Origin of the sequence: Lysinibacillus sp. NPDC056185, from assembly GCF_047737915.1 — a bacterium.
In the GTDB taxonomy this organism is placed as follows: Bacteria; Bacillota; Bacilli; order Bacillales_A; family Planococcaceae; genus Lysinibacillus.
Map to the genome: position 1 here is coordinate 56,467 of NZ_JBLLLQ010000017.1, position 19,712 is coordinate 76,178.

General features: G+C 34.0%; 21 protein-coding genes. 16 read left to right on the forward strand and 5 right to left on the reverse strand.

The features are described 5' to 3' along the window. Nucleotides 1-314 precede the first annotated feature (314 nt). A complete protein-coding gene (locus tag ACMZ42_RS16410) occupies nt 315-1,160 on the forward strand; it encodes an MBL fold metallo-hydrolase (RefSeq protein WP_415732055.1) in 846 nt (281 codons plus the stop codon). Between the two features lie 108 nt (nt 1,161-1,268). Here the strand turns inward: ACMZ42_RS16410 and ACMZ42_RS16415 are convergent, their stop codons facing one another. Together ACMZ42_RS16415 and ACMZ42_RS16420 are read right to left on the reverse strand one after the other, a co-directional pair. Continuing rightward, on the reverse strand, nt 1,269-2,675 hold the full coding sequence (locus ACMZ42_RS16415; protein WP_415732056.1) for a sodium:solute symporter: 1,407 nt from the start codon (nt 2,673-2,675) through the stop codon (nt 1,269-1,271). Then, a complete protein-coding gene (locus ACMZ42_RS16420) occupies nt 2,676-3,992 on the reverse strand; it encodes an aspartate aminotransferase family protein (RefSeq protein ID WP_415732057.1) in 1,317 nt (438 codons plus the stop codon). Nucleotides 3,993-4,236: 244 nt separating this feature from the next. On the opposite strand from ACMZ42_RS16420, the gene ACMZ42_RS16425 reads away from it, so the two are divergent. The 4 genes from ACMZ42_RS16425 (at nt 4,237) to ACMZ42_RS16440 (ending at nt 7,463) form a co-directional block, all read left to right on the forward strand. After that, nucleotides 4,237-5,136 carry a LysR family transcriptional regulator gene (locus tag ACMZ42_RS16425; protein ID WP_415732058.1) on the forward strand — a complete coding sequence of 300 codons (900 nt, stop codon included), beginning with the start codon at nt 4,237-4,239 and terminating at the stop codon, nt 5,134-5,136. A gap of 300 nt (nt 5,137-5,436) precedes the next feature. Then, nucleotides 5,437-5,985, forward strand: a complete 549-nt coding sequence (locus ACMZ42_RS16430; RefSeq protein ID WP_370080300.1) for a PadR family transcriptional regulator — start codon at nt 5,437-5,439, stop codon at nt 5,983-5,985. Between the two features lie 63 nt (nt 5,986-6,048). Beyond that, entirely contained in the window at nt 6,049-6,744 is a 696-nt protein-coding gene (locus tag ACMZ42_RS16435; RefSeq protein WP_370080298.1) for an ABC transporter ATP-binding protein, read from the forward strand. 11 nt (nt 6,745-6,755) lie between these two features. Then, nucleotides 6,756-7,463: an ABC transporter permease gene (locus ACMZ42_RS16440; protein WP_370080296.1), complete on the forward strand. Its 708-nt coding sequence runs from the start codon at nt 6,756-6,758 to the stop codon at nt 7,461-7,463. A gap of 625 nt (nt 7,464-8,088) precedes the next feature. Here ACMZ42_RS16440 and ACMZ42_RS16445 read toward each other — a convergent pair. The 3 genes from ACMZ42_RS16445 to ACMZ42_RS16455 form a co-directional block, all read right to left on the reverse strand. Then, a complete protein-coding gene (locus ACMZ42_RS16445; protein ID WP_370080294.1) occupies nt 8,089-8,442 on the reverse strand; it encodes a cupin domain-containing protein in 354 nt (117 codons plus the stop codon). A gap of 20 nt (nt 8,443-8,462) precedes the next feature. Further along, entirely contained in the window at nt 8,463-9,377 is a 915-nt protein-coding gene (locus tag ACMZ42_RS16450; RefSeq protein ID WP_370080292.1) for a class I SAM-dependent methyltransferase, read from the reverse strand. A 147-nt stretch (nt 9,378-9,524) separates the two neighbouring features. Then, nucleotides 9,525-10,211 carry a DUF421 domain-containing protein gene (locus ACMZ42_RS16455; RefSeq protein WP_370080290.1) on the reverse strand — a complete coding sequence of 229 codons (687 nt, stop codon included), beginning with the start codon at nt 10,209-10,211 and terminating at the stop codon, nt 9,525-9,527. A 368-nt stretch (nt 10,212-10,579) separates the two neighbouring features. On the opposite strand from ACMZ42_RS16455, the gene ACMZ42_RS16460 reads away from it, so the two are divergent. From ACMZ42_RS16460 to ACMZ42_RS16510, 11 genes are all read left to right on the forward strand, one after another. Next, on the forward strand, nt 10,580-11,386 hold the full coding sequence (locus ACMZ42_RS16460) for an aminoglycoside adenylyltransferase domain-containing protein (protein WP_370080288.1): 807 nt from the start codon (nt 10,580-10,582) through the stop codon (nt 11,384-11,386). Nucleotides 11,387-11,618: 232 nt separating this feature from the next. Continuing rightward, nucleotides 11,619-12,176 (forward strand): cysteine hydrolase family protein, encoded by a 558-nt coding sequence (locus ACMZ42_RS16465; RefSeq protein WP_370080286.1) that lies wholly within the window; start codon nt 11,619-11,621, stop codon nt 12,174-12,176. A 246-nt stretch (nt 12,177-12,422) separates the two neighbouring features. Then, on the forward strand, nt 12,423-13,358 hold the full coding sequence (locus tag ACMZ42_RS16470) for a hypothetical protein (protein ID WP_415732059.1): 936 nt from the start codon (nt 12,423-12,425) through the stop codon (nt 13,356-13,358). 129 nt (nt 13,359-13,487) lie between these two features. Then, nucleotides 13,488-14,048 carry a DUF1697 domain-containing protein gene (locus tag ACMZ42_RS16475; RefSeq protein WP_415732060.1) on the forward strand — a complete coding sequence of 187 codons (561 nt, stop codon included), beginning with the start codon at nt 13,488-13,490 and terminating at the stop codon, nt 14,046-14,048. A gap of 369 nt (nt 14,049-14,417) precedes the next feature. Continuing rightward, entirely contained in the window at nt 14,418-15,185 is a 768-nt protein-coding gene (locus ACMZ42_RS16480; RefSeq protein WP_415732061.1) for a GNAT family N-acetyltransferase, read from the forward strand. 425 nt (nt 15,186-15,610) lie between these two features. Beyond that, nucleotides 15,611-15,931, forward strand: a complete 321-nt coding sequence (locus ACMZ42_RS16485; protein WP_370080274.1) for an ArsR/SmtB family transcription factor — start codon at nt 15,611-15,613, stop codon at nt 15,929-15,931. 84 nt (nt 15,932-16,015) lie between these two features. Continuing rightward, nucleotides 16,016-16,924: a DMT family transporter gene (locus ACMZ42_RS16490; RefSeq protein WP_415732062.1), complete on the forward strand. Its 909-nt coding sequence runs from the start codon at nt 16,016-16,018 to the stop codon at nt 16,922-16,924. Nucleotides 16,925-17,402: 478 nt separating this feature from the next. Continuing rightward, nucleotides 17,403-17,675 carry a hypothetical protein gene (locus tag ACMZ42_RS16495; RefSeq protein WP_415732063.1) on the forward strand — a complete coding sequence of 91 codons (273 nt, stop codon included), beginning with the start codon at nt 17,403-17,405 and terminating at the stop codon, nt 17,673-17,675. A gap of 14 nt (nt 17,676-17,689) precedes the next feature. After that, entirely contained in the window at nt 17,690-18,382 is a 693-nt protein-coding gene (locus ACMZ42_RS16500; RefSeq protein ID WP_415732064.1) for an ABC transporter permease, read from the forward strand. Nucleotides 18,383-18,488: 106 nt separating this feature from the next. Then, nucleotides 18,489-18,674, forward strand: a complete 186-nt coding sequence (locus ACMZ42_RS16505) for a hypothetical protein (protein WP_370080266.1) — start codon at nt 18,489-18,491, stop codon at nt 18,672-18,674. Between the two features lie 198 nt (nt 18,675-18,872). Beyond that, nucleotides 18,873-19,616 carry an amidohydrolase family protein gene (locus ACMZ42_RS16510; protein ID WP_415732065.1) on the forward strand — a complete coding sequence of 248 codons (744 nt, stop codon included), beginning with the start codon at nt 18,873-18,875 and terminating at the stop codon, nt 19,614-19,616. Nucleotides 19,617-19,712 lie beyond the last annotated feature (96 nt).

The following is a 19,712-nucleotide window of genomic DNA, read 5'->3' on the forward strand; positions in this document are numbered from 1 at the left end:
TATAGGCAATGTTATACAATAAGACTATTTTATTACTTGTTCCTGATAGTTAGTATGACAATTTTTAGTAGGAATAAAGGCTTCTGGAAGAGCGATTGAAAGGAACTAAAGAAAGGGGACTGGAAGTTTCTTAATTCCTTACTTGAAAAGGGATAAAATGTTGATTCATGCTGATATATATTTATTTTGAAACCTCATAAACTGGATCAATCAATATAACTACTAGACACAATCCATTTTTTTCTTGCTTTATTTTTACTGTATAAAGGAAAAATATGATTGTCTATATTTCAATGAAGGAAGAAGGGTTTTCCATGCATAAAGATATGAATTATGGTAGCGACTTTAAATATATTCCAGCAACATCAATTTGGAGTGGAGATGGTGTAGAAGTATTGCCAGATTTATACCAACATACGATTCAAATTGTTAATATCGTACTTTACGGTGAACCTCATAAGAAAGAGTTCGTATTAGTTGATGCAGGCATGCCAAAAAGTGCAAAGGAAATTATTTCAATAGTCGAGGAGAGATTTGGATCAAATTGTCGACCTAAAGCATTAATTTTAACGCACGGGCACTTTGATCATGTTGGAGCGATAATTGATCTAATTGAACATTGGGGTATGCCGGTTTATGCCCATCCTTTAGAATTACCTTATTTAACTGATATAAAAAATTATCCTGAACCTGATACTACTGTAAATGGTGGCTTAATAGCAAAAATATCATCCATTTTCCCGAATGAAGCTATTAACTTAGGAAACAACATTGAGGAGCTCCCGTCCGATGGGAGTATTCCATATATGGATGGTTTTCGTTGGATTCATACTCCGGGCCATACGCCAGGTCACATATCTTTATTTCGCGAAGAAGATCGAGCGTTAATTGTTGGAGATGCATTTGTTACGGTAAAACAAGAGTCTCTTTACAAAGTCATGCTACAAAAAAAGGAAATTAGCGGACCGCCACGATATTTCACAACGGATTGGCAGGCTGCTTGGGATTCTGTAAAAAAATTAGAGGCATTAAAACCTTTAGTTGCTATTACAGGACATGGATTACCGATGAAGGGGGAAGAGCTTACTAGAAATTTGCATAAGTTAGCGACTGAATTTGAGCAGATTGCTTTACCTAATCACAGCAAATTCTTGAATTAATGATTCCGAATTATAAAAAACTGCATCTCCAATTGTTAGTTGTGTCTAACTATTGGAGTGCAGCTTAATTTAGATTGTCTTATAAACTTGAAGCTTTTTAATATTTACTTATAAATTGTCGTATTTTTCCTTGTTCACCTCAATGTTATTTTCGGGAATAATAAGTGTGAAACCAACAATAACGACGAGTCCAGTAATTAAACCATAAATAATCGGTAATGTAGAAGTAATTCCAAAAATTATAAATGAAATAAAGATAACTAGTGAACTAGCAATAATAGAATAGAAAGCAGCTTTACTTGTTACACGCTTCCAATAGAGACCGATGATGAGTGGTACGAAGATAGCACCTGATAAAATTGCGTAGGCCATATCTAATGCAACTAGTATGTTTTGAATCCATACTGAGAAAATGATGGCTAACAAACCTAAGCCAAGTATGACAATTCGCGATGTATTGATGATATCTTTATCAGTCATATCTTTTTTTACGTATACCTTAATAATATCGTTAGTGATTAGGGTCGCAGAGGCAAAAATAGCACCCGAAGCATTTGACATAAGTGCAGAACAAACACTAGCAAGAACTAGCCCCAACAAGCCTGGTGGGAGAATTTCTAATGCAAGGCTAGTAAACGCTGATTGAGAGTCTCCTAAATTTGGAAGTAGCACAAGTGCGCACATACCTACAATGCTTAGTACTAAACCATATAAAACACTGTAAAGACCGGCCGATATGGCACTGCTTTTCGCTACTTTTTGATTTCTCGCTGTAAATACACGCTGCCAGATGTCTTGAGAAACCATTAAACCGAAGAAGTACAATAAAAAATATTGGAAGATACGATCCCAGCCGATATTTGTAAGGCTAAGATGCGCTTCTGGCACACTACTAAATAGAGCAGTTAATCCTCCAACACTGTTTACGCTAAACGGGAACATAATAAAAAATACGCCGATAGTCATTACTATAAATTGTATAATATCGGTTAAGGTAATACTCCACATTCCACCTAAGATTGTATAAAAGAGCACGATCCCTCCGCCAATAATCATAGAAGGAATAAGGGACCAGCCCAATAACACGTGAATAACATTTCCCATACCAATTACTTGTGTTACTACGACCATAAGGGTATAGATGGCTGTAACAATAGCACTGATAAGCTGAGTTCCTTCTCCAAAGCGCTTTCCGAGTAACTGACTAATAGTAAAAACCTCATAACCGCCAATTTTATTAACGACGAAAAGACCCAAGGCAGCTATACCAAAGCCCATCATCGAAACAAACCAAAGACCAGAAACCCCGTAATTATAACCTAATGACGTGGAACCCATAGTAGCCGCACCACCAATAATAACAGCTGCTAAACAGCCGACATGGCTGTAGTACCCTAAACGACTTCCTGCGAGGACAAAATCTTTTTCAGATTTCGCTTTTTTAACTCCTATTATTCCAATAATCATTAAGACACCGAAATATAGAAGAAGAACAAAAGTATCTAGTGTATTCATTTATTCACCCCCGAAACTTAACTCTAATTCGTATTCGGTAATCGCTTCGTCAAGCAAGGAAATTCCTAAGTCTAAATGTTCCTTATCTATATTTAATGGAGGCATCATTCGAATTACCTCTCCCTTATTACCGCTCAAATAGTAAATAACCCCTTTGTCCAGACACTTCTCGAGGATTTTCATTAAGCCCTGACCATTTGGTTCTAGGGTAACAGGATGAATAATTTCAATTCCTAGCATTAAACCAATTCCACGAACATTGCCAATCGTGTGATGTTTTTCTTTTAAGTGTATTAATTTATTTAATGCATAGTCACCTAATATTCTAGCATTTTCCACTAAACCTTCTTCTTCTAAAACGTCTATTGTAGCGCATGCAGCTGCACATGCGACAGGATTTCCGCCAAATGTAGTACTATGACTACCAATTGTCCATTGTTCCATTAACTCCTGTGAAGCTACAGTTGCGCTAAGGGGCAAGCCACTGGCAATTCCTTTTGCAATCGCCATAATATCTGGTGTCACACCAAATCGATTGGCCGCAAACCAGTCACCTGTTCGACCAAAACCAGTTTGAACTTCATCAAAGATTAGTAAAATTCCGAATCGGTCACAGATTTCTCTTATTTTTTGTAACCATGCTTTTGGAGGGATAACATAACCGCCTTCTCCGAGAACAGGTTCTAAAATAACTGCTGCCACTTCATCTGGAGATACTTGATGATTGAATAAACGTTCAAAATCTTTTTCAACATGTTCTGACCAATATTCTTCGTGGTTTAAACCCTCTGGTGTTTCCGTTATTTGAGCATATGGTAATTGATAGGTCATGTTTGCTCCAACCGGTAAATTCCTTCTGTATTTACTTTTCGATGTAGTAAGACTCAACGCTCCCATCGTTCTGCCGTGGAATCCTCCAAGGAAAGAAACAACGTAAGGTCTCTTGGTTACATGTCTTGCTAATTTTACTGAACCTTCGATTGCTTCTGCTCCGCTATTTCCAAAGAAAAAACAATCTAATGACTCTGGTAAAATCCTTTTCAATTTCTTAGCTAATAGAATAATTGAATCATAATTAATAATACCGATAGGACCATGAACTAAACGATCTACTTGATCTTTAATAGCTGTAATTACCTTTGGATGTCTATGCCCTGTATTTTCTGTAGCAATACCAGAAGTAAAGTCTAGATACTTTCTACCATCTACTCCTATATAAAATAATCCCTCAGATTTTACTACCTGCAGATTCGGAAAATCCTTCGCCATTGTGGGTGCTAATAGGCCTTCTTCGTTAATATTTTTCCAATCAATCATAATCTCATCCCCATTTCATTGGTGTTGAAGGAATTTTCTCTCAATTCAGAAAAAACGTCAAATGCCTACCATAAGAAATTTTAATAGTTGAAAAATAGTTGATAAAGAGGGATAGAAATAAAAACTTCTAATTCGACCTTGCATAACACTCATAATTTCTTAAATGGAAGAAGGGTAATTATTACTTTATAATAGAAATACAGATTTAATATGTAGGAATTAGGGGAAAGTAGACGGTGATTAAATGGAACTAAGGAATTTGAAAACCTTTCAAGTGGTCGCAGAAGAATTAAATATCACAAAGGCTGCCAAAAGATTAGGGTATACACAGCCAACTATTACGCTACAAATACAATCTTTAGAAAAAGAACTGAAGCACACTTTATTAACAAGAGTTGGTAAAAAGACTCTTCTAACAGCTGCTGGAAAAAAGCTAAAAGACCATGTCGATAACTTATTTATCTTTATAGATAAGTTAGAAAAAGACATGGAAGAGCTACATGGACCGTCTGGCATTCTGACCATTGCTGCCTCAGAATATTATTGTACTCAACATCTTTCACCGATTGTAAAAGCTTATTTGGAAATCTACCCGACTATGAAAATAAGTCTTCTACCACTAAATAGTATACATGCTATTAAAAGTGTAAGAGACCACGTAGCGGATATTGCTATTATTGCGAATGAATGTAATGATATTGATATTAGTAAAACTTTTTTAGAAGAGGAAAAGGCTTATTTAGTTGCTTCTTCTAGAATTAGTAAAGAAAGAAGTTTTCAAGAAATTCTATGTGAAGATACCTTTATCTCCTATGACTATCATTGTAGTTTCAGTAATATCATTGAACAATACTTCAAAAAAGCCGAATTTCAACCTCAGTCCACTATTATGGTTGGTGGAAGTGATGAGATGATAAAGCGTGCCGTGTTGAACGGAACAGGCTATGCGATTTTAGGTCAAAATGCTATAGAGAATGAAATACAGGATGGTTCGATCAGCATCCTCCAACATGTTTCAGAATCTATCATTACATCAGCCATTAATTTAAAAGTTCGCTCAAATGAACCGAATATACTAACGTTTAATGAATTTTTACAAAACGCCTGGCCAGTTAATAATAATCTTAGTAAATCATTTGATTAAATTGAGAGAATAATTAGAAAATTATAGATGCAAGAGTGCAGTCCCATTTTTTATTTTTCTAATGCGGGATATATATCTAAATTTATTTAAAAAGAAAAGCTGTAGCAAATAAATTTGCTACAGCCTGAATTGGTTCATGCCCCTTGATGGCGCAATATCATATATTTTATCATAAAAAACGTTATTGTAATATATTTTGTTTTTTGCAACATTTCAATAATAAATAAAAAATTATTGACAAAAAAATGCAGAACCGTTATATTCAATTTATTCAACGTTGAATATAAAAAGGTGATTATTATGACAAGACTATTAGTTCTTGCTATGTTGGGGCTAAAACCAATGACTGGCTATGATATTAAAGTAATGCTTGAATTAAGCGACGCTGAACGCTGGGGTGGTGTGCTAATCGGCTCGATCTATAATGCTTTGAAGAAACTTGAAAAAGATGGCTATATAGAGGTGGCTAGTATTGAATCCACAGGTCACAGACAAAAAGCAATTTACCAAATTACTGAAAAGGGCAGGGCACATGAGCAAGAATTAATTATCGAGGCTCTTGAAAAATCCTCTGTAGTTTATCCTACAACTTTATATTCTGGTGTCTCTTTTGCATTTAAACTACCAAAAGCTAAAGCGGTGAATGCATTAGAAAAGCAGAAAATAATTTTGGAACAAGAAGAAAAGGCGATCAATGCTGGCTATGAGGCGAAATTAATTGCTATGCAAGGAGAACTACCAGCATTAACACAACTAGCATTTGATAATATGCTTGAAATTGTTCAAGTACAATCAAAATTTGTACATCAAGCTATTGAAATTATGAAAAAAAGTGACTCTCTCGAATGAGGGAGTTAAAAATTAGCCATATATTCAACGTTGAATATACAATGTTAAGTAAGGGGAGATAATGTGAAAGAACTCATTAGCGCTAGTCAATTAACGAAAAGTTATAAAGCTAGATGTGTCGTTGATCATATAAATATTGCCATTAAAGAAGGGGAGGTAATAGCTTTAGTGGGCACAAATGGTGCTGGGAAAACTACAACGATCGGTATGCTTCTTGGCATTATTCCGCAGGACAGTGGAACGATTGAATACTGGACATCCGACTACAAAAAGGAAATAGGTACGCAGCTTCAATCAACCCCTTTTTTTGAAGGTTATTCTGTAGAGGATAATGTGAAATTATTTGGGGCATTCTATGGAATTTCGCTCACAAAAAATGATATTGATGAAAAACTCGCTGCTTTTGATTTATTGCAGGTCAAAAAAACGCCTGCTATCAAACTGTCATTAGGACAGCAAAAACGGCTAGCTATTATCGTGACAACTTTGCATAACCCGAAACTAGTAATTTTGGATGAACCTTCTGCTGGATTGGATCCTAGAGGCCAAAGAGAAATTCAACAGATCATTAAACGATTGAAAAATAGCGGGGTTGCCGTGTTATTTTCTTCCCACGATATGTTGGAAGTAATGAATGTAGCTGACAGAGTGTTGGTTATGCATCACGGAAAAATAATGGCAAATGGCTCACCTGATAGTTTAATGGAGCACTACCAAACGCAAAATTTAGAAGAATTATTTTTTGAATTAACGAAGTGAGGAGCGAGAAGATGAAGGCTATTTTCGTATTAAATTTGAAATCTAGCGTAAAGGATATGTATTTACTCTTTTGGTCAATATTAATGCCATTTGCTGCGATTATTGCGTTAAGGATATTTTTACCGAGTTATGCAGGAAATTATGTAGAAGGAATCATTGCCATTAGTGTATTTTTCTATTCATTTATGACCACTGCTTTTATAGCATTATCGCAAAGAAAAAGAGGGGTTTATAATTTACTTCACGCTACACCAATGCCATTATGGAAATATATCGTCAGTATTTCTAGTGCATGGGCTATAGTAGCGATTATCTTATCTTACATCGTGCTTTTATTCGCTATCGTTATCAATCAACTGAATTTTACTTTTAAAATCCTCTTATATATGACACCGATTATCCTAATAGCTTCATTAAGTTTTGTTTTTTTAAGCTTTTTTATTTCAAGTCTCGTGAAAAACGAGGGGCATTTAAGTATGACTGCAAACGTACTGATGATACCAATGCTACTTTGTAGTAATGCATTTTATACAATGGAAAAAGCGCCAAACCTTATACAATATGTTAGTCTGGTAAATCCATTTGAATGGTTTGTAAATGGAATTAAAGCCGCGTTTCTAAATAATTTTAGTACATGGGGAGAATCTTTACTTCTTTTATCGGGATGCTTAGCCGTGACACTTATCATTTCCTTAAAAACATTCAAGTATAGTGAATAATAATTGAAATATAATAAATCAAGTGACTAGAACTCGAATTTGAGTCTAGTCATTTCCAACGTTACTTTACAAACCCAGCGTTCATGGAGAGTTACAAGGATGGAGAGTAAACCATATTGAAAGGAGTAGAAGTGATATTTATTCCGATTTCACTAAATTTTCCAGACAATTATTTGGAGTTGGGGAATGATAGAGAAGGAGAGACGAAATTTTATCTTGTATGATCGAGATAGAAATACTCTAAGAGTTTGTCAATAAACTATATAAAAACACTATTTCCTGAACAGAAAACTTATAGAGGGCCACTTAATATTATAAGTGACCCTTAGTAACAAAGCTTCGGAGGTGTAAGACTAAACCAATCTTACATTACTAACATATGATACGATGTTATTCTTGCATAGTTAATTGCCTGAGAAATAGTTTAACTTCCTTCAGCGGGTCGCTGAAAGAAGTTAAAGCCTCCGGCGGATGTCACGGAATCGGAAAGGAGTGCTTAAAGGATGTTAGCCTAAAACCATCGCATCCATGCGATAACGGCTAACTGACCTGCATCGTGCAGGCCCAAGCACAAAGCCGATTCCGGACGCAATTATGCCGAGGCATAATTGATAATATTAGTAAGTCACTTTAAAGGCATAAAAGCCGCGGGATTTAATTGTTCAGATTCTATCACGATGCCGGTTAATCCTTTATCCGTTTTAGTTTCATGCCATTCACCCTTTTCCCAATAAACTGCATCTCCAGGCTGAACTTGATAATATTGCTCCTGTTCATTTCTTACAAATCCTTCGCCTTCTATAATTAAGAGAAGCTGGGGAACTACCGCTTGATGATAGCCAATAACACCGTTTTCTTCTAAATACATACACCCGAGACTAGCTGATGCTTCAGTTTTGATAATACGAGACATAATAAAACTTGACTTAAACTGTGTTATATTTTTGCCATTTTCTTTGGACAATTGATAAAATTTCATTTGATTCCTCCGAACTTAACTTATTTTTTCACGGCATGGACGTAGTGAATCGTTTCAAAGGCTGTTAAATAATCTTTTCGATTGTCAAAATAAAGCTCATTAATTGTATCTGGCGATAGATGTTCGTAAATAAGCAGACCTGAGTTCTCTAACATTTTTTCCATTTCTTCATAAGTAAAACATGATTTCATCGGTTCACCACTTGCTGCAGCCATTTTTACCATGTTGTTTACTCGGTTTGATATTCCTTGTTCTTTAAATAGTTTTTCATCTGCATAGTCCAACACTATCGAACTTCCTGTTGGTACATTGGCAAACAAGTGATCAATTAAACTTGAAATTTCAACTTTCGTTAAATAATAGGAAACACCTAGTAGACTAAAGAAAGTTTTTTTATTGTCAAAGCCGCTATCCATTAGATTTTGATATGAAAACTTTTTTGTGAAATCCATCGAAACGAAATGTACATTACTTGGAAGCTTTAAATTAACTTTAGCTAATCTTTTCTTTTTAAATTCTTGCGTTGCAGGGTGATCAATTTCAAAGATTTCCAAAATGCTTTCAAATTCCGGGTGTCTTAAGCTAAATGTATCTAACCCTGCACCGAGTATGACGTATTGCTGTAAACCCAGCAAAACTTCATTCAGTAAAACTTTTTCACAATATGCTGCACGCGCCAAGGGTGTGGGGGAGAGCTGTGTTTGCACAATCCATTTTAATAGCTCTTCAGTTTGTCCATTTAGTTTTTCTGCGATTTCTTTGTTAAAAAACTGGATGCCTTGTACCATATTTGTTTGAATGTCATGGAACTCTTGTTGTGTGATTAATTTTTGAGCTAGATAGTCATCAAAAATTTTAGGGGTATCAAATTGACTATGATAGGCTCTACTAAAAGCTGAGATTAATGAAGTTAAACTGGATTCACCTTTGTTCATGCAAATACACTCCTTCAAAAAAAATAGGATTCCCCTGGCCAGGAGAATCCTATTGTACAGATAAATTATTTAAAAGTAAATTTTTGCATAAATAACTTTTTTTGTCAAGTTTTCAGTACCGATAAGCCATTAGATTTAGAAATCTCCTTAATCAAATTTTTGGATAAATATTTTACCGTTCGGTTGAATTTCTGCATAAAATACTTCTTCGATTGTTTTTATATGTGCTTTTTTTAATTCGCTATCTAGCCATTCTCTACTTTTTCCAACTTCCAGTAAATTTCGTTTCAATAGCTTACCATCTGTGATCACTTCAATGGGGATAAAAGCTGGAGATGAAGGAGAGATATTTAAATCGATCTTCTGTGTGCCTAGAAATTCAGGCTTTTTCAAAATACTAAGCATGCCATTTGGTTCTAATATTGCATAGTCAATTTCTGTAATTGAAAAAACTTGATACTGTCTAATCATCATCGTCAGGTCATCAATATTAATTTTAGTGTTTGCTAAAGCTTTTCTATCTATTTTTCCCTTTTTAATAACGATTGTCGGTTGTCCATCAAGTAATGTTCTTGCTTTTCCGGATTTTAGAGCGATGTAACTAATTAAAGTAGTAAGCGCACACCAAACAATTAAGCTTACTAAAAATTTTGTGTATACAATTGTTTTTAAAACTACCATATTGGCTGCCATTGAACCAATTGTAATACCAGTTACGTAGTTAAAGAAGGTTAAGTGACTTAGTTGTTTTTTACCTAGAAACCTCGTAAGTGTCAGAAGAACAAAAAAACTAATAATCGTTTGAACAACTACTTGTATATAACCTGTGTACAAATTCTCCCACTCCTTATCTAATCACTAGAATACCCAATGAATTTCCAAAAGATACGTCGTTACAGGGCCGAGTTCGAATTGATTAGTGTTCTATTTAAGTTTTATAAGAAAATAAATGAATCGATACAATGTTGATTCATTATCAAAAGTATAGATAACCTTTGTATAAAACGTATGCTATGTAATTAAGTTAATTGAAGTGGGGAATGGGCGACTCCTTGAGGCTCATCGGACGTCCCCAAAGAAAGCGCCCAGTCGGAATGGAAATCAACAATACGTTTTGATGATAACCATATTAGTTTCAATAATGGAAAATATAGTTGGTGTTTTGGTAATATAAGTATTATTTGATTAAAAGGAGAGTTTTTATGGATTCTAGAGTTTCTATTCAGGTTCAAAAAATTTTAAATGAATATACTACCCTATTTCAAAATAAAATACCGAATACGCTTGAAGGGTTCTATTTACATGGCTCAATTGCTCTTAACGCTTACATAAACGGTTCTAGTGATATCGACTTTATTGCAGTTGTTAATAGATCCTTAACCGAAGAAGATGCGAAAGTAATATCGGCTCTTCACAAAGAATTAAATCGAAAATACAAGAATACAGGGATGGATGGATGTTATTTACTTGTTGAGGATATTGGCAAGAAACAGAGTGAGGTAAATGGTTGTTTAAACGTCAACGAAGGTAAAACAAATTGGAGTAATGATCATATTAACCCAATTACTTGGTGGATATTAAAAAATAAAGGGATTACCATTTTAGGGGCAGATGTAGCTACATATAACTTCAGTGTAGATGAAAGAGTGCTTGATGATTATGTTTTAGAAAATATGAACAGTTATTGGTCGAGTAGATTGGAAAAAATTAAAAAATATAAAGCATTTTTAATACCAAAAAATTTAGTTGATTCAGAAGTAGAGTGGTCAATAACAGGGGTTTTACGGCAATTTTATACACTGCAAGAACATGATATTGTTTCGAAAGTTGATGCTTGTAAATATGCAATACATCATTTACCAGAAGAATATCACAATATTATTAACGAAGCCATCAGTATTCGAGAAGGTTCTAATAAACGCTATTGTAATTCGAAAAAACAACGCATTGATGACACTATTCAATGTATGGATTATATACTTAAGCAATGTAATAGTGTTAAAAACTAATGAAATGTGGTTATCACCACATGTTTTGGTGATGAGATTGAAATGTTTTGATTTGCCTATTATTACTTTTTGTGGAAAGTGTGATAATATTAATTCTTAAATGACAATTTCATTTTAGGGGGTAGATATTATGAACAAAAATTATGTTAGCACCGTGATAAACAAAAAGGGGAAATCGTCTAACTAAAAAATAATTATATAGCGTTTCCTCAAATTGAAAGGGGAAAATTTTTTGAATCAAGCACTACTTATTATTGATGCTCAGCAAGAATTAATGGATGGTAATGAGAAAGAAAGGGCTGTTTTTAAGAAGGAACAGCTTATTAGAAATATAAATTTAGTCATTGACAAAGCAAGAAGATCCAATGTTCCAGTCGTCTTTGTAAGGGATCTTGATGTTGCTGAAGGTAAAGGGACAGGGTTCGGTATTCATAATGGCATTAGCGTACCTAAGGAAGCGAAGATATTCGATAAAAAAGCAACGAATTGTTTCCATGGGACTGAACTGCTAAATCATTTACATTCTCAAGAAATTAAACATGTTGTTGTGATGGGATGTTCGACACAACACTGTATCGATAGTGCAGTAAGAACCGCGACTATTAGTGGTTTGGATGTCACGTTAGTTGGTGATGGGCATTCAACAACGGACAGTGATGTTTTAAGTGCAGAACAAATTATCAAGCATCATAACAATACACTTCATGGTCATTACAATGTCGAACACTTTTCTGTTGTTAGAAATTCAGAAGAAGACTTGTTTCAACCTACACATGATTCGTATCGATAAAAAAGAAGATTCAAGGGCACTCAGATAAAATTAAATATACATTGATCCCTTCGGACTTGATAAGAAAAGCTTATATCTAAGTAATAAAAGATATAAGCTCTTTTTATGGTCTGTTCGTAGAAATTGTTACTTCTTAATTCCTTTTCTTATTCCACAAACAGGGGATAGTGCAATACGGAATGAGGGAATTATAGTTGTGTTATGATGATTCTATATATAATACTTTATTTAGGGGTTTTCTACATAATGTTTAAATTGAACACCATTAAAAAATTCAAAACTTCATTTCAGCTATGTCTTTCAAATGATTATCAACTATTATGTCATACAATGGGCGGAAAGACGATTGTTTATAACACTATTTCTTGGGAGAAAGTGGTGGAGATTCCTAAACCTAAAAATCCTGGTGAGATAAAATTCTCTGCTGATGATAAATATCTATTTATTAAAAGAACTACTGGTACGGTATATGTTTATGAAACGACTGAATTTAGTTTAGTTGCTATATTTCAATCGACTAAAGCTATACATCTGACGGAAGGGAATTTTGCTTTAACTACTAACCCTTTTATTATTCTTGATGAAATAAGAATAAAAGCAGATATTCAATTAGCTTCTATCAATACGGAAAATGGAGAAATTAATGTCTTGACTAATTTCGAAGAGCCTATCAGATATATGAGATACCATCATCATATACAAAGTGAAAATGCGCATCTATTTACAATAGCTTTTGAAAATGAACTATATGATGAACTTAAAGTACTAAAAGTCACTGAAAAAAATGGTACATTTTATACTTCATTAATTAGCTTTCCAGACGAGCTTTTTTGGGATACATTGATTTATAATCCAGTTTATCAGGTATATATTTTAGTGGAAAAATATAACTTAATCATAGTGAATGCAGAATTTAATAAAATATTGATGAGGAAAAATCTATTAAAGGATGAAAAATTAGATGATATCGGGTACTTCACACACATCCATCTGTCTGATAACGGCTTATTCATTGTATTAGCTTATAGTAAAAAGGTTCTGATTGTACGTTCTGAGGATTTACAGGTTATTTTAGTAGAAACATTTTCTTATGCTTGTTTCGCAGAATTTAGTAAAAATGATGAATTACTACTTATAGGTACTTGGAGCAATGGTTATGTTTTAGAAACTAATCTGAAATAATATGTTACTGATTGCGCCGAGATATTTTTAATGAAATGGTTATTGATTATCTAGAGGATAAGCCTTTAAAGCAATATAAGGATGTAACTATTATTAGTAAATAAATAGTAAATGGAAAGGCGGGATAGTATGACTATATATATTGCATTACTTAGAGGAATTAATGTAGGCGGGCACAATAAAATAATCATGGCAGAATTAAGAAGTTCTCTTGAGCAACTAGGATTACATAATGTGAAGACATATATCCAAAGTGGAAACATCCTTTTTGAATCTGACGAAACTGAGGAGCTTTTGCAAACGAAAATTCACGATAAAATTAAAGAGGATTTTGGGATCTCTAGTGTTGTTGTCATTAGGACAGCAGAGGAAATACAGCAGATTGTAAATCAATCCCCTTTTTCAAATCAGGAGATTTCAGAAGCGGAGCAATCATGTAAGGGGGAATGCTTGCATGTTGCTTTGTTGCCAGCAGCTCCTTCGAAGGTCAATAGCGACAAGTTTTTATCTCTAGCAAACGAAAGAGAACTTAGTGTCATAAATGGAAGGGATGTGTATCTTTTATTTTTTGACAGCATTCGAAACTCCAAACTTGGCAATAATCTAAAAAAGCTTGAAATTCCAGCAACTGTTCGAAATTGGAAAACGCTCATGAAGCTTTCGAGTATGGTCGAAGAGCTCAAACATTAAAAAGTGAATACAAGAAAAGAATTATTCAGGACTCGAAATAGAAGATTTACAAGATGGTACAATGGCTACAACGCATAGATTTGATATTCCATCTGCTAAGTTTAGGAGCTAAAAAATGTTTGGTCAATTGACTTTTTTGTGTTTTTCCTATATATTAGAAAAAAATGAAGGAAGAGGGTGATGGGTAATGTCAAACAAACGTGTAAACAAGTTATTGCCATTCAGTTTGTCCAATTTCCCTCACTGTTTGTGTACGTTGTAAACTAGACGTATACTCTCTTAAACGTGGATGAAACCTTGTGACTGCTGAAGGGCAGAACACGAGGTTTTTTATTATGTACAAAAAACGTATAAGGGAGCATATTATGTATGATTTATGAGGTAAAAGGGCCAGTAATAGAACACGTAACTAAGATATTTGAAAGCGTAGAGGATACATTAGTTCAGTCGTATCTACAGGGGCATATGGGAACTGCTTATGTTGATAGTTTAGAAAATCCGAAGGTAGCTCAAATTATTGTAGGTATATTTGTTTTTTATGCAGGAGATGCAGGTGTACCAGGTACCAAGGAATTATTACACAATTTACCGGACTATCCATTAGTTATTGTAAATACGGATGAATGGAAAAATAGTATTGAGCTTGAATACAAAGAACAGGCACATAAATTTAAGCGCTATCGATTTAATAGAGACAAGACCCATTTTAATCATGAGAAATTAACACAATTGATTAATGATTTACCAGAAGAATATAAGCTACAAAAAATAAATGCCACAATTATCAATAACTCTTCATTTTCAACACTTTCTGAAGATTTTTTCAGTCAGTTTGAGTCACATGATGACTTTTTGGCGCGTGGAATTGGCTATTGTGTTACGTATAAAGATGTTCCAGTTTGCGGTGCAACTTCTTTTAGTATATACGATGCTGGCATTGAAATTGAAATTGCAACTGACGAAAGACACCAGCGTAAAGGTTTAGCGGCGGCAACAGCTGCATCGCTAATTTTAGACTGTTTAGAGCAACAAATTTACCCGAACTGGGATGGGGCAAATTCTCCGTCAGTTAAGTTAGCTGAAAAGTTAGGTTATGTGTTGAAGGAAGAGTACGATACGTATTTTATAGAAAAATAAGTGCTATAAAATATCCATCTAAAAGGCTGAAGGTTGAAAGTAATGAGTAAAAATGCATTGTGACTTGAAAGCTAAATGAATAGAAGGCACTCTCGATGTCATTTGTCCTAGTAAAACAAATATACATTATAAGACCAAAAAATAGAGAATTTCATGATTTGTTCAGAATTTGTTGAGAATGATGTGGTAACCTAGTTATGTCATGGTTAACAAATGAACACGCATAAAAACGGCTAGGTATTCACAAATCTTTTGTGAGCCTAGCTTTTTTTGATGAATGGAGCTTTAAAAAGCTGTATTGCTGTAACCATTTGGAAATAGTTTTCTAAAAGGGTTTCATAGAGTAAATAAAGAGTATCTTGACAAATTATGTTTTTTAATTAAAATTAAATATGTTTAAAAATTTAAACATAGGGATGGGAATTATGGAGAATTTTAATTGCAATAACAAAGAACAAGTTTTAGAAAAATTTAAATTATCAACCCCCATTTTCCAAGCACTTGGTGATGAAAATCGTCAACAAATTATCATGCTATTACTCACACATGATAGCCTGAATGTAAATCAATTAACAGAAAGAATAGAGCTTTCTAGACCAGCCGTTTCCCATCATTTGAAAATTTTAAGACAAGCAGGTTTAGTTACTTTTAACCGAAATGGGAATGAAAAATATTATTCATTGAGTTCTAACGAGTTTCTAAAACAAATCAAAGAGCTAATTCAAACTATTGAGCAAAGCTATTGATTTGTTCTTTTTTACAAAAAATGTTCGTATGTTTAAAAACTTAAACGCACAAACATTATTCGAATGTTTAGGAGGATTTAAATCATGGGGAATAAGAACAAAAATCAATCGAGAAATATGTATTTATTAATGCTGCTCGTTCCTTTGTTTTGGGGTGGGGCCTTCGCGACAGCGAAGCATGTCATTACGGAAGTTCCACCACTTGTTGCAGCTACACTACGTTTTGGCATAACAGGAATAATACTCGTTACATTCATAACAATTAAGAAAGAATGGCAGTGGCAAGTAATCAGAAATCAATGGAAAGGCTTATTATTTATTGGCTTTATCGGAATTTTCGGTTACAATGCTCTTTTCTTCACGGCATTGAAGTATACTTCAGCAACAAATGGTGCGTTAATTATAGCTGCGATGCCTGCATTCACTATGTTAGGGGCAGTCTTATTAGGTAAAGAAAAATGGAGTAACAAATCTGGAACAGGTTTAGCTTTATCGATGATTGGAGTAATTATTGTTATTGTCAAAGGGTCGCTTTCTGATTTGTTTTCTCTTTCTTTTAACTTAGGAGATATTCTTTTTGTCGGGGCACTTTTATGCGGAGTTATTTATGCATTAATAGGTGAATCAATTCTTAAAGGTATACCAGTAATGCTATCGAATACTATTATGATGTTATCTGGTGCTGTTTTCCTAGCGATTAGCACGGTATTTGAAGGTGGTTGGGATCAAGTAGTTAATATGTCGGTTCAAAGTTGGATTGAAATGTTTTATATGGTCGTTTGTGGGACATTGATCGGCTATGTTATTTTTAACAAAGGTGTAGAGAGCTTAGGAGCTAGTAAAGCAAGCTTGTATTTAAACTTAACACCTATAGTCGCAACATTACTTGCAGTTATTGCGTACGGCAGCTCAATTACATTGATACAAATCGTTGGGATGGTGATGGTGCTGGTAGGTGTTTATATTGCTACTAATACTCAGGTAAAAGCCTAATAGAGAATACATAATCATTTTGAATTGGGTAAAGAAATTTAAATACTTCTGTCTTAACAAATAACTCGACTCCAAATGCTTTATTCAGAACGACGTGCTATTCAATAAATGTAAACTTTTCAATGTCATAAGGTAAACCCAAGATACCAGGTACTCATTAAATTGAGCCGGGTATTTTTTTATTATATCGTTTCTCTCGCTTTAAAACGAATCAAATTTTCTTTTTCAGATTTTCCAACAAATTAAATCAGCAAAGTTAGAACTGCTTACCAATTGTATTAGTTTATTACAATTAATAATTTTGTAAGGAATGAGTAAGAAAAAAGAGATGATCGATTCGTACAATTAAAGTACATGAAAGGGGGAAATTCTATTACGGATTAAGAGTGCTAAAAGGATATCAATTAATATCAGATACTCTTAAAAAACATAGCCCTTTTGGAAGTATTTCTTAAATAAACGAACGGAGAGAAAATCCATGCTTAAATCGATGGAACTAGGATGGAAAAAATATCGATTATCTAACTGTTTTATAGAAATAATCATTTGTTTTGTGGCGGCCTCCTATCCTGTTGAACTTGTGTCGTGGGGATTTAAAGATGGGAGCGGACTAATGCCATTATTGAATATTCTTATCAAAACAACAGTGACTATTATTTTAGCTATACGTTTAATAATTGATAAATACAAGAATAGTTATGGTCTACCAATATTCAACATAATGAGTATTGTTTATATTATCATGCAATAAGGAGAGATGGTTCTATGCTACAATTACTGAAGTTGGAAATGAAGAAATATAACTTAGGTTGGTATGTAAAAGGTGCGATTATTGCAAACATCATTATAACTGCAGTAGTGTGTTTCGTAGTTTATATAGCACAAAGAGAAGGGGATATACCCATTTCAACATATGAAGATGTTTATGTACTAATTGGTGCAAGTGTGAGGGCAATGTTTATTGTGTTTGCCTCTGTATTAATTGCAAAACTAGTTATTGAAGAGTATAAAAACAGAACAATTTTGATTATGTTCACTTATCCGGTTAGTCGTAAGAAATTGATTGCTAGTAAACTGGCCTTGATCGCTTTTTTAACCTTAATGACTATGATGTTGTCAAATATCGTTGTAGCTGGTCTTTTTTCGATCATTAATATTTATTTTCCTATCGTTCCATTTACAATAACTGCAAACCAGTTTATTGGAGAAGTCATAAACATAGTTCCTTTTGCTATTGCGGCAACAGGAACAAGCTTAATTCCATTGTATTTTGGGATGCGTAACCATTCAGTTCCGGCTACAATTGGTTCATCTTTACTTGTGGTGGCAATTGCTTGCGCTTATAACCCAGAAATATCATTAGTAACCTTCATTCCACTGCAATTAGGACTTGCAGCAATTGGAGTAATTATTGCGTACATAGGTATTCGTAATATTGAAAATGTAGATGCAATGTAATTTAGAGTAAAGTAAAGCAGAATCAAAAGACTATCGAAATCGAAGAGTTTTAGTAATTAATATTGGTGTTTACAATAAAAAATGTAAAGAAAGAAGGCAACAAGAAATGGGAATGATTATAGGTATTATTACAGGGGCAGTTCTGGGTGTGGTTTTATTATTAATTAGCATGATATTATTTTGGATAAGCAAGAGAAGACAAGAAGAGAGTCCCTATGCAATATGGATACTGGCTGCGGGTTTGCTAGCGTTAATTACATCTGGGAGTAATGCTTTAAAGTATCTCTTATAAGGTACTAAATTTTAATGTAGCTAAATGATATTTGACTTTCATTTTGGCTCACGATATTTGTGATACTGAGGGGATTTTTGTAAGACTTTTAAGATTCGAACGGGCTGATGATAAGGAAAACTTATGTATTTATATAAAACATCATAAATTTACTTTATATTCTTTATTTGATAACGTAAAAGTAAGGAGGCGGGAAAAATGAGAATTTTTGATGCACACTTTCACATTATTGATTTTGATTACCCTATTACTGAAAATCAAGGATATGTACCACCTAGCTATGTTGTAGAAGATTACCAAAATGAAACAGCGACTTATAATATTGTCGGTGGTGCAATTGTTTCAGGTTCTTTTCAAGGATTTGACCAAGCTTATTTAGTGAATGCTTTAGAGAAAATGGAAACTACATATTGTGGAGTTACACAGCTACCATTTGCGGTGACAGATGATAAGATTATGGATTTACATAAAAAAGGTGTTCGCGCACTACGATTCAATGTGAAACGTGGCGGTTCCGAAGATTTAACGAAGCTCGATTACTTTGCGAGACGTGTTTATGATTTAGCTGGTTGGCATAGTGAATTATATATCGACGCAAAAGATTTGCCTGAAATTACACCAACGATTGAAAAATTACCAGCGATTTCAATTGATCATTTAGGGTTATCTGAGGAAGGCTTACCTCATTTGTTGCGCCTAGTAGAAAAAGGTGTACGAGTAAAGGCGACTGGTTTTGGTCGTGTAGAGCTCGATGTAGAACAAACTTTGAAATCAATTCAAGCTGTTAATCCAGAGGCGTTAATGTTCGGCACAGACTTACCGTCCACACGAGCAAAAAGACCTTTTGCTTATGCAGATATTGAACTAATTCAAGAATTGTTTGATGCAAAGTCAGCTGAGAAAATTCTTTATCAAAACGCGATGGATTTTTATTTCAAGTGAGTTTTTTTCGTATATAAATCGATAATTGCCTTTCACATCAATAGTGAAGGTTTTTATTGTACGATTTGAGAGTAATCGTATTGGTCAACAATCCTT

Bases quoted from the DNA above. Each gene is read 5' to 3' on its own strand.
- ACMZ42_RS16495 (WP_415732063.1), top strand. From the start codon at position 17,403: ATGCTTAAATCGATGGAACTAGGATGGAAAAAATATCGATTATCTAAC.
- ACMZ42_RS16485 (WP_370080274.1), top strand. From the start codon at position 15,611: ATGGAGAATTTTAATTGCAATAACAAAGAACAAGTTTTAGAAAAATTT.
- ACMZ42_RS16470 (WP_415732059.1), top strand. From the start codon at position 12,423: ATGTTTAAATTGAACACCATTAAAAAATTCAAAACTTCATTTCAGCTA.
- ACMZ42_RS16490 (WP_415732062.1), top strand. From the start codon at position 16,016: ATGGGGAATAAGAACAAAAATCAATCGAGAAATATGTATTTATTAATG.
- ACMZ42_RS16425 (WP_415732058.1), top strand. From the start codon at position 4,237: ATGGAACTAAGGAATTTGAAAACCTTTCAAGTGGTCGCAGAAGAATTA.
- ACMZ42_RS16420 (WP_415732057.1), bottom strand. From the start codon at position 3,992: ATGATTGATTGGAAAAATATTAACGAAGAAGGCCTATTAGCACCCACA.
- ACMZ42_RS16480 (WP_415732061.1), top strand. From the start codon at position 14,418: ATGATTTATGAGGTAAAAGGGCCAGTAATAGAACACGTAACTAAGATA.
- ACMZ42_RS16440 (WP_370080296.1), top strand. From the start codon at position 6,756: ATGAAGGCTATTTTCGTATTAAATTTGAAATCTAGCGTAAAGGATATG.
- ACMZ42_RS16415 (WP_415732056.1), bottom strand. From the start codon at position 2,675: ATGAATACACTAGATACTTTTGTTCTTCTTCTATATTTCGGTGTCTTA.
- ACMZ42_RS16510 (WP_415732065.1), top strand. From the start codon at position 18,873: ATGAGAATTTTTGATGCACACTTTCACATTATTGATTTTGATTACCCT.
- ACMZ42_RS16505 (WP_370080266.1), top strand. From the start codon at position 18,489: ATGGGAATGATTATAGGTATTATTACAGGGGCAGTTCTGGGTGTGGTT.
- ACMZ42_RS16500 (WP_415732064.1), top strand. From the start codon at position 17,690: ATGCTACAATTACTGAAGTTGGAAATGAAGAAATATAACTTAGGTTGG.
- ACMZ42_RS16450 (WP_370080292.1), bottom strand. From the start codon at position 9,377: ATGAACAAAGGTGAATCCAGTTTAACTTCATTAATCTCAGCTTTTAGT.
- ACMZ42_RS16410 (WP_415732055.1), top strand. From the start codon at position 315: ATGCATAAAGATATGAATTATGGTAGCGACTTTAAATATATTCCAGCA.
- ACMZ42_RS16460 (WP_370080288.1), top strand. From the start codon at position 10,580: ATGGATTCTAGAGTTTCTATTCAGGTTCAAAAAATTTTAAATGAATAT.
- ACMZ42_RS16430 (WP_370080300.1), top strand. From the start codon at position 5,437: ATGACAAGACTATTAGTTCTTGCTATGTTGGGGCTAAAACCAATGACT.
- ACMZ42_RS16475 (WP_415732060.1), top strand. From the start codon at position 13,488: ATGACTATATATATTGCATTACTTAGAGGAATTAATGTAGGCGGGCAC.
- ACMZ42_RS16445 (WP_370080294.1), bottom strand. From the start codon at position 8,442: ATGAAATTTTATCAATTGTCCAAAGAAAATGGCAAAAATATAACACAG.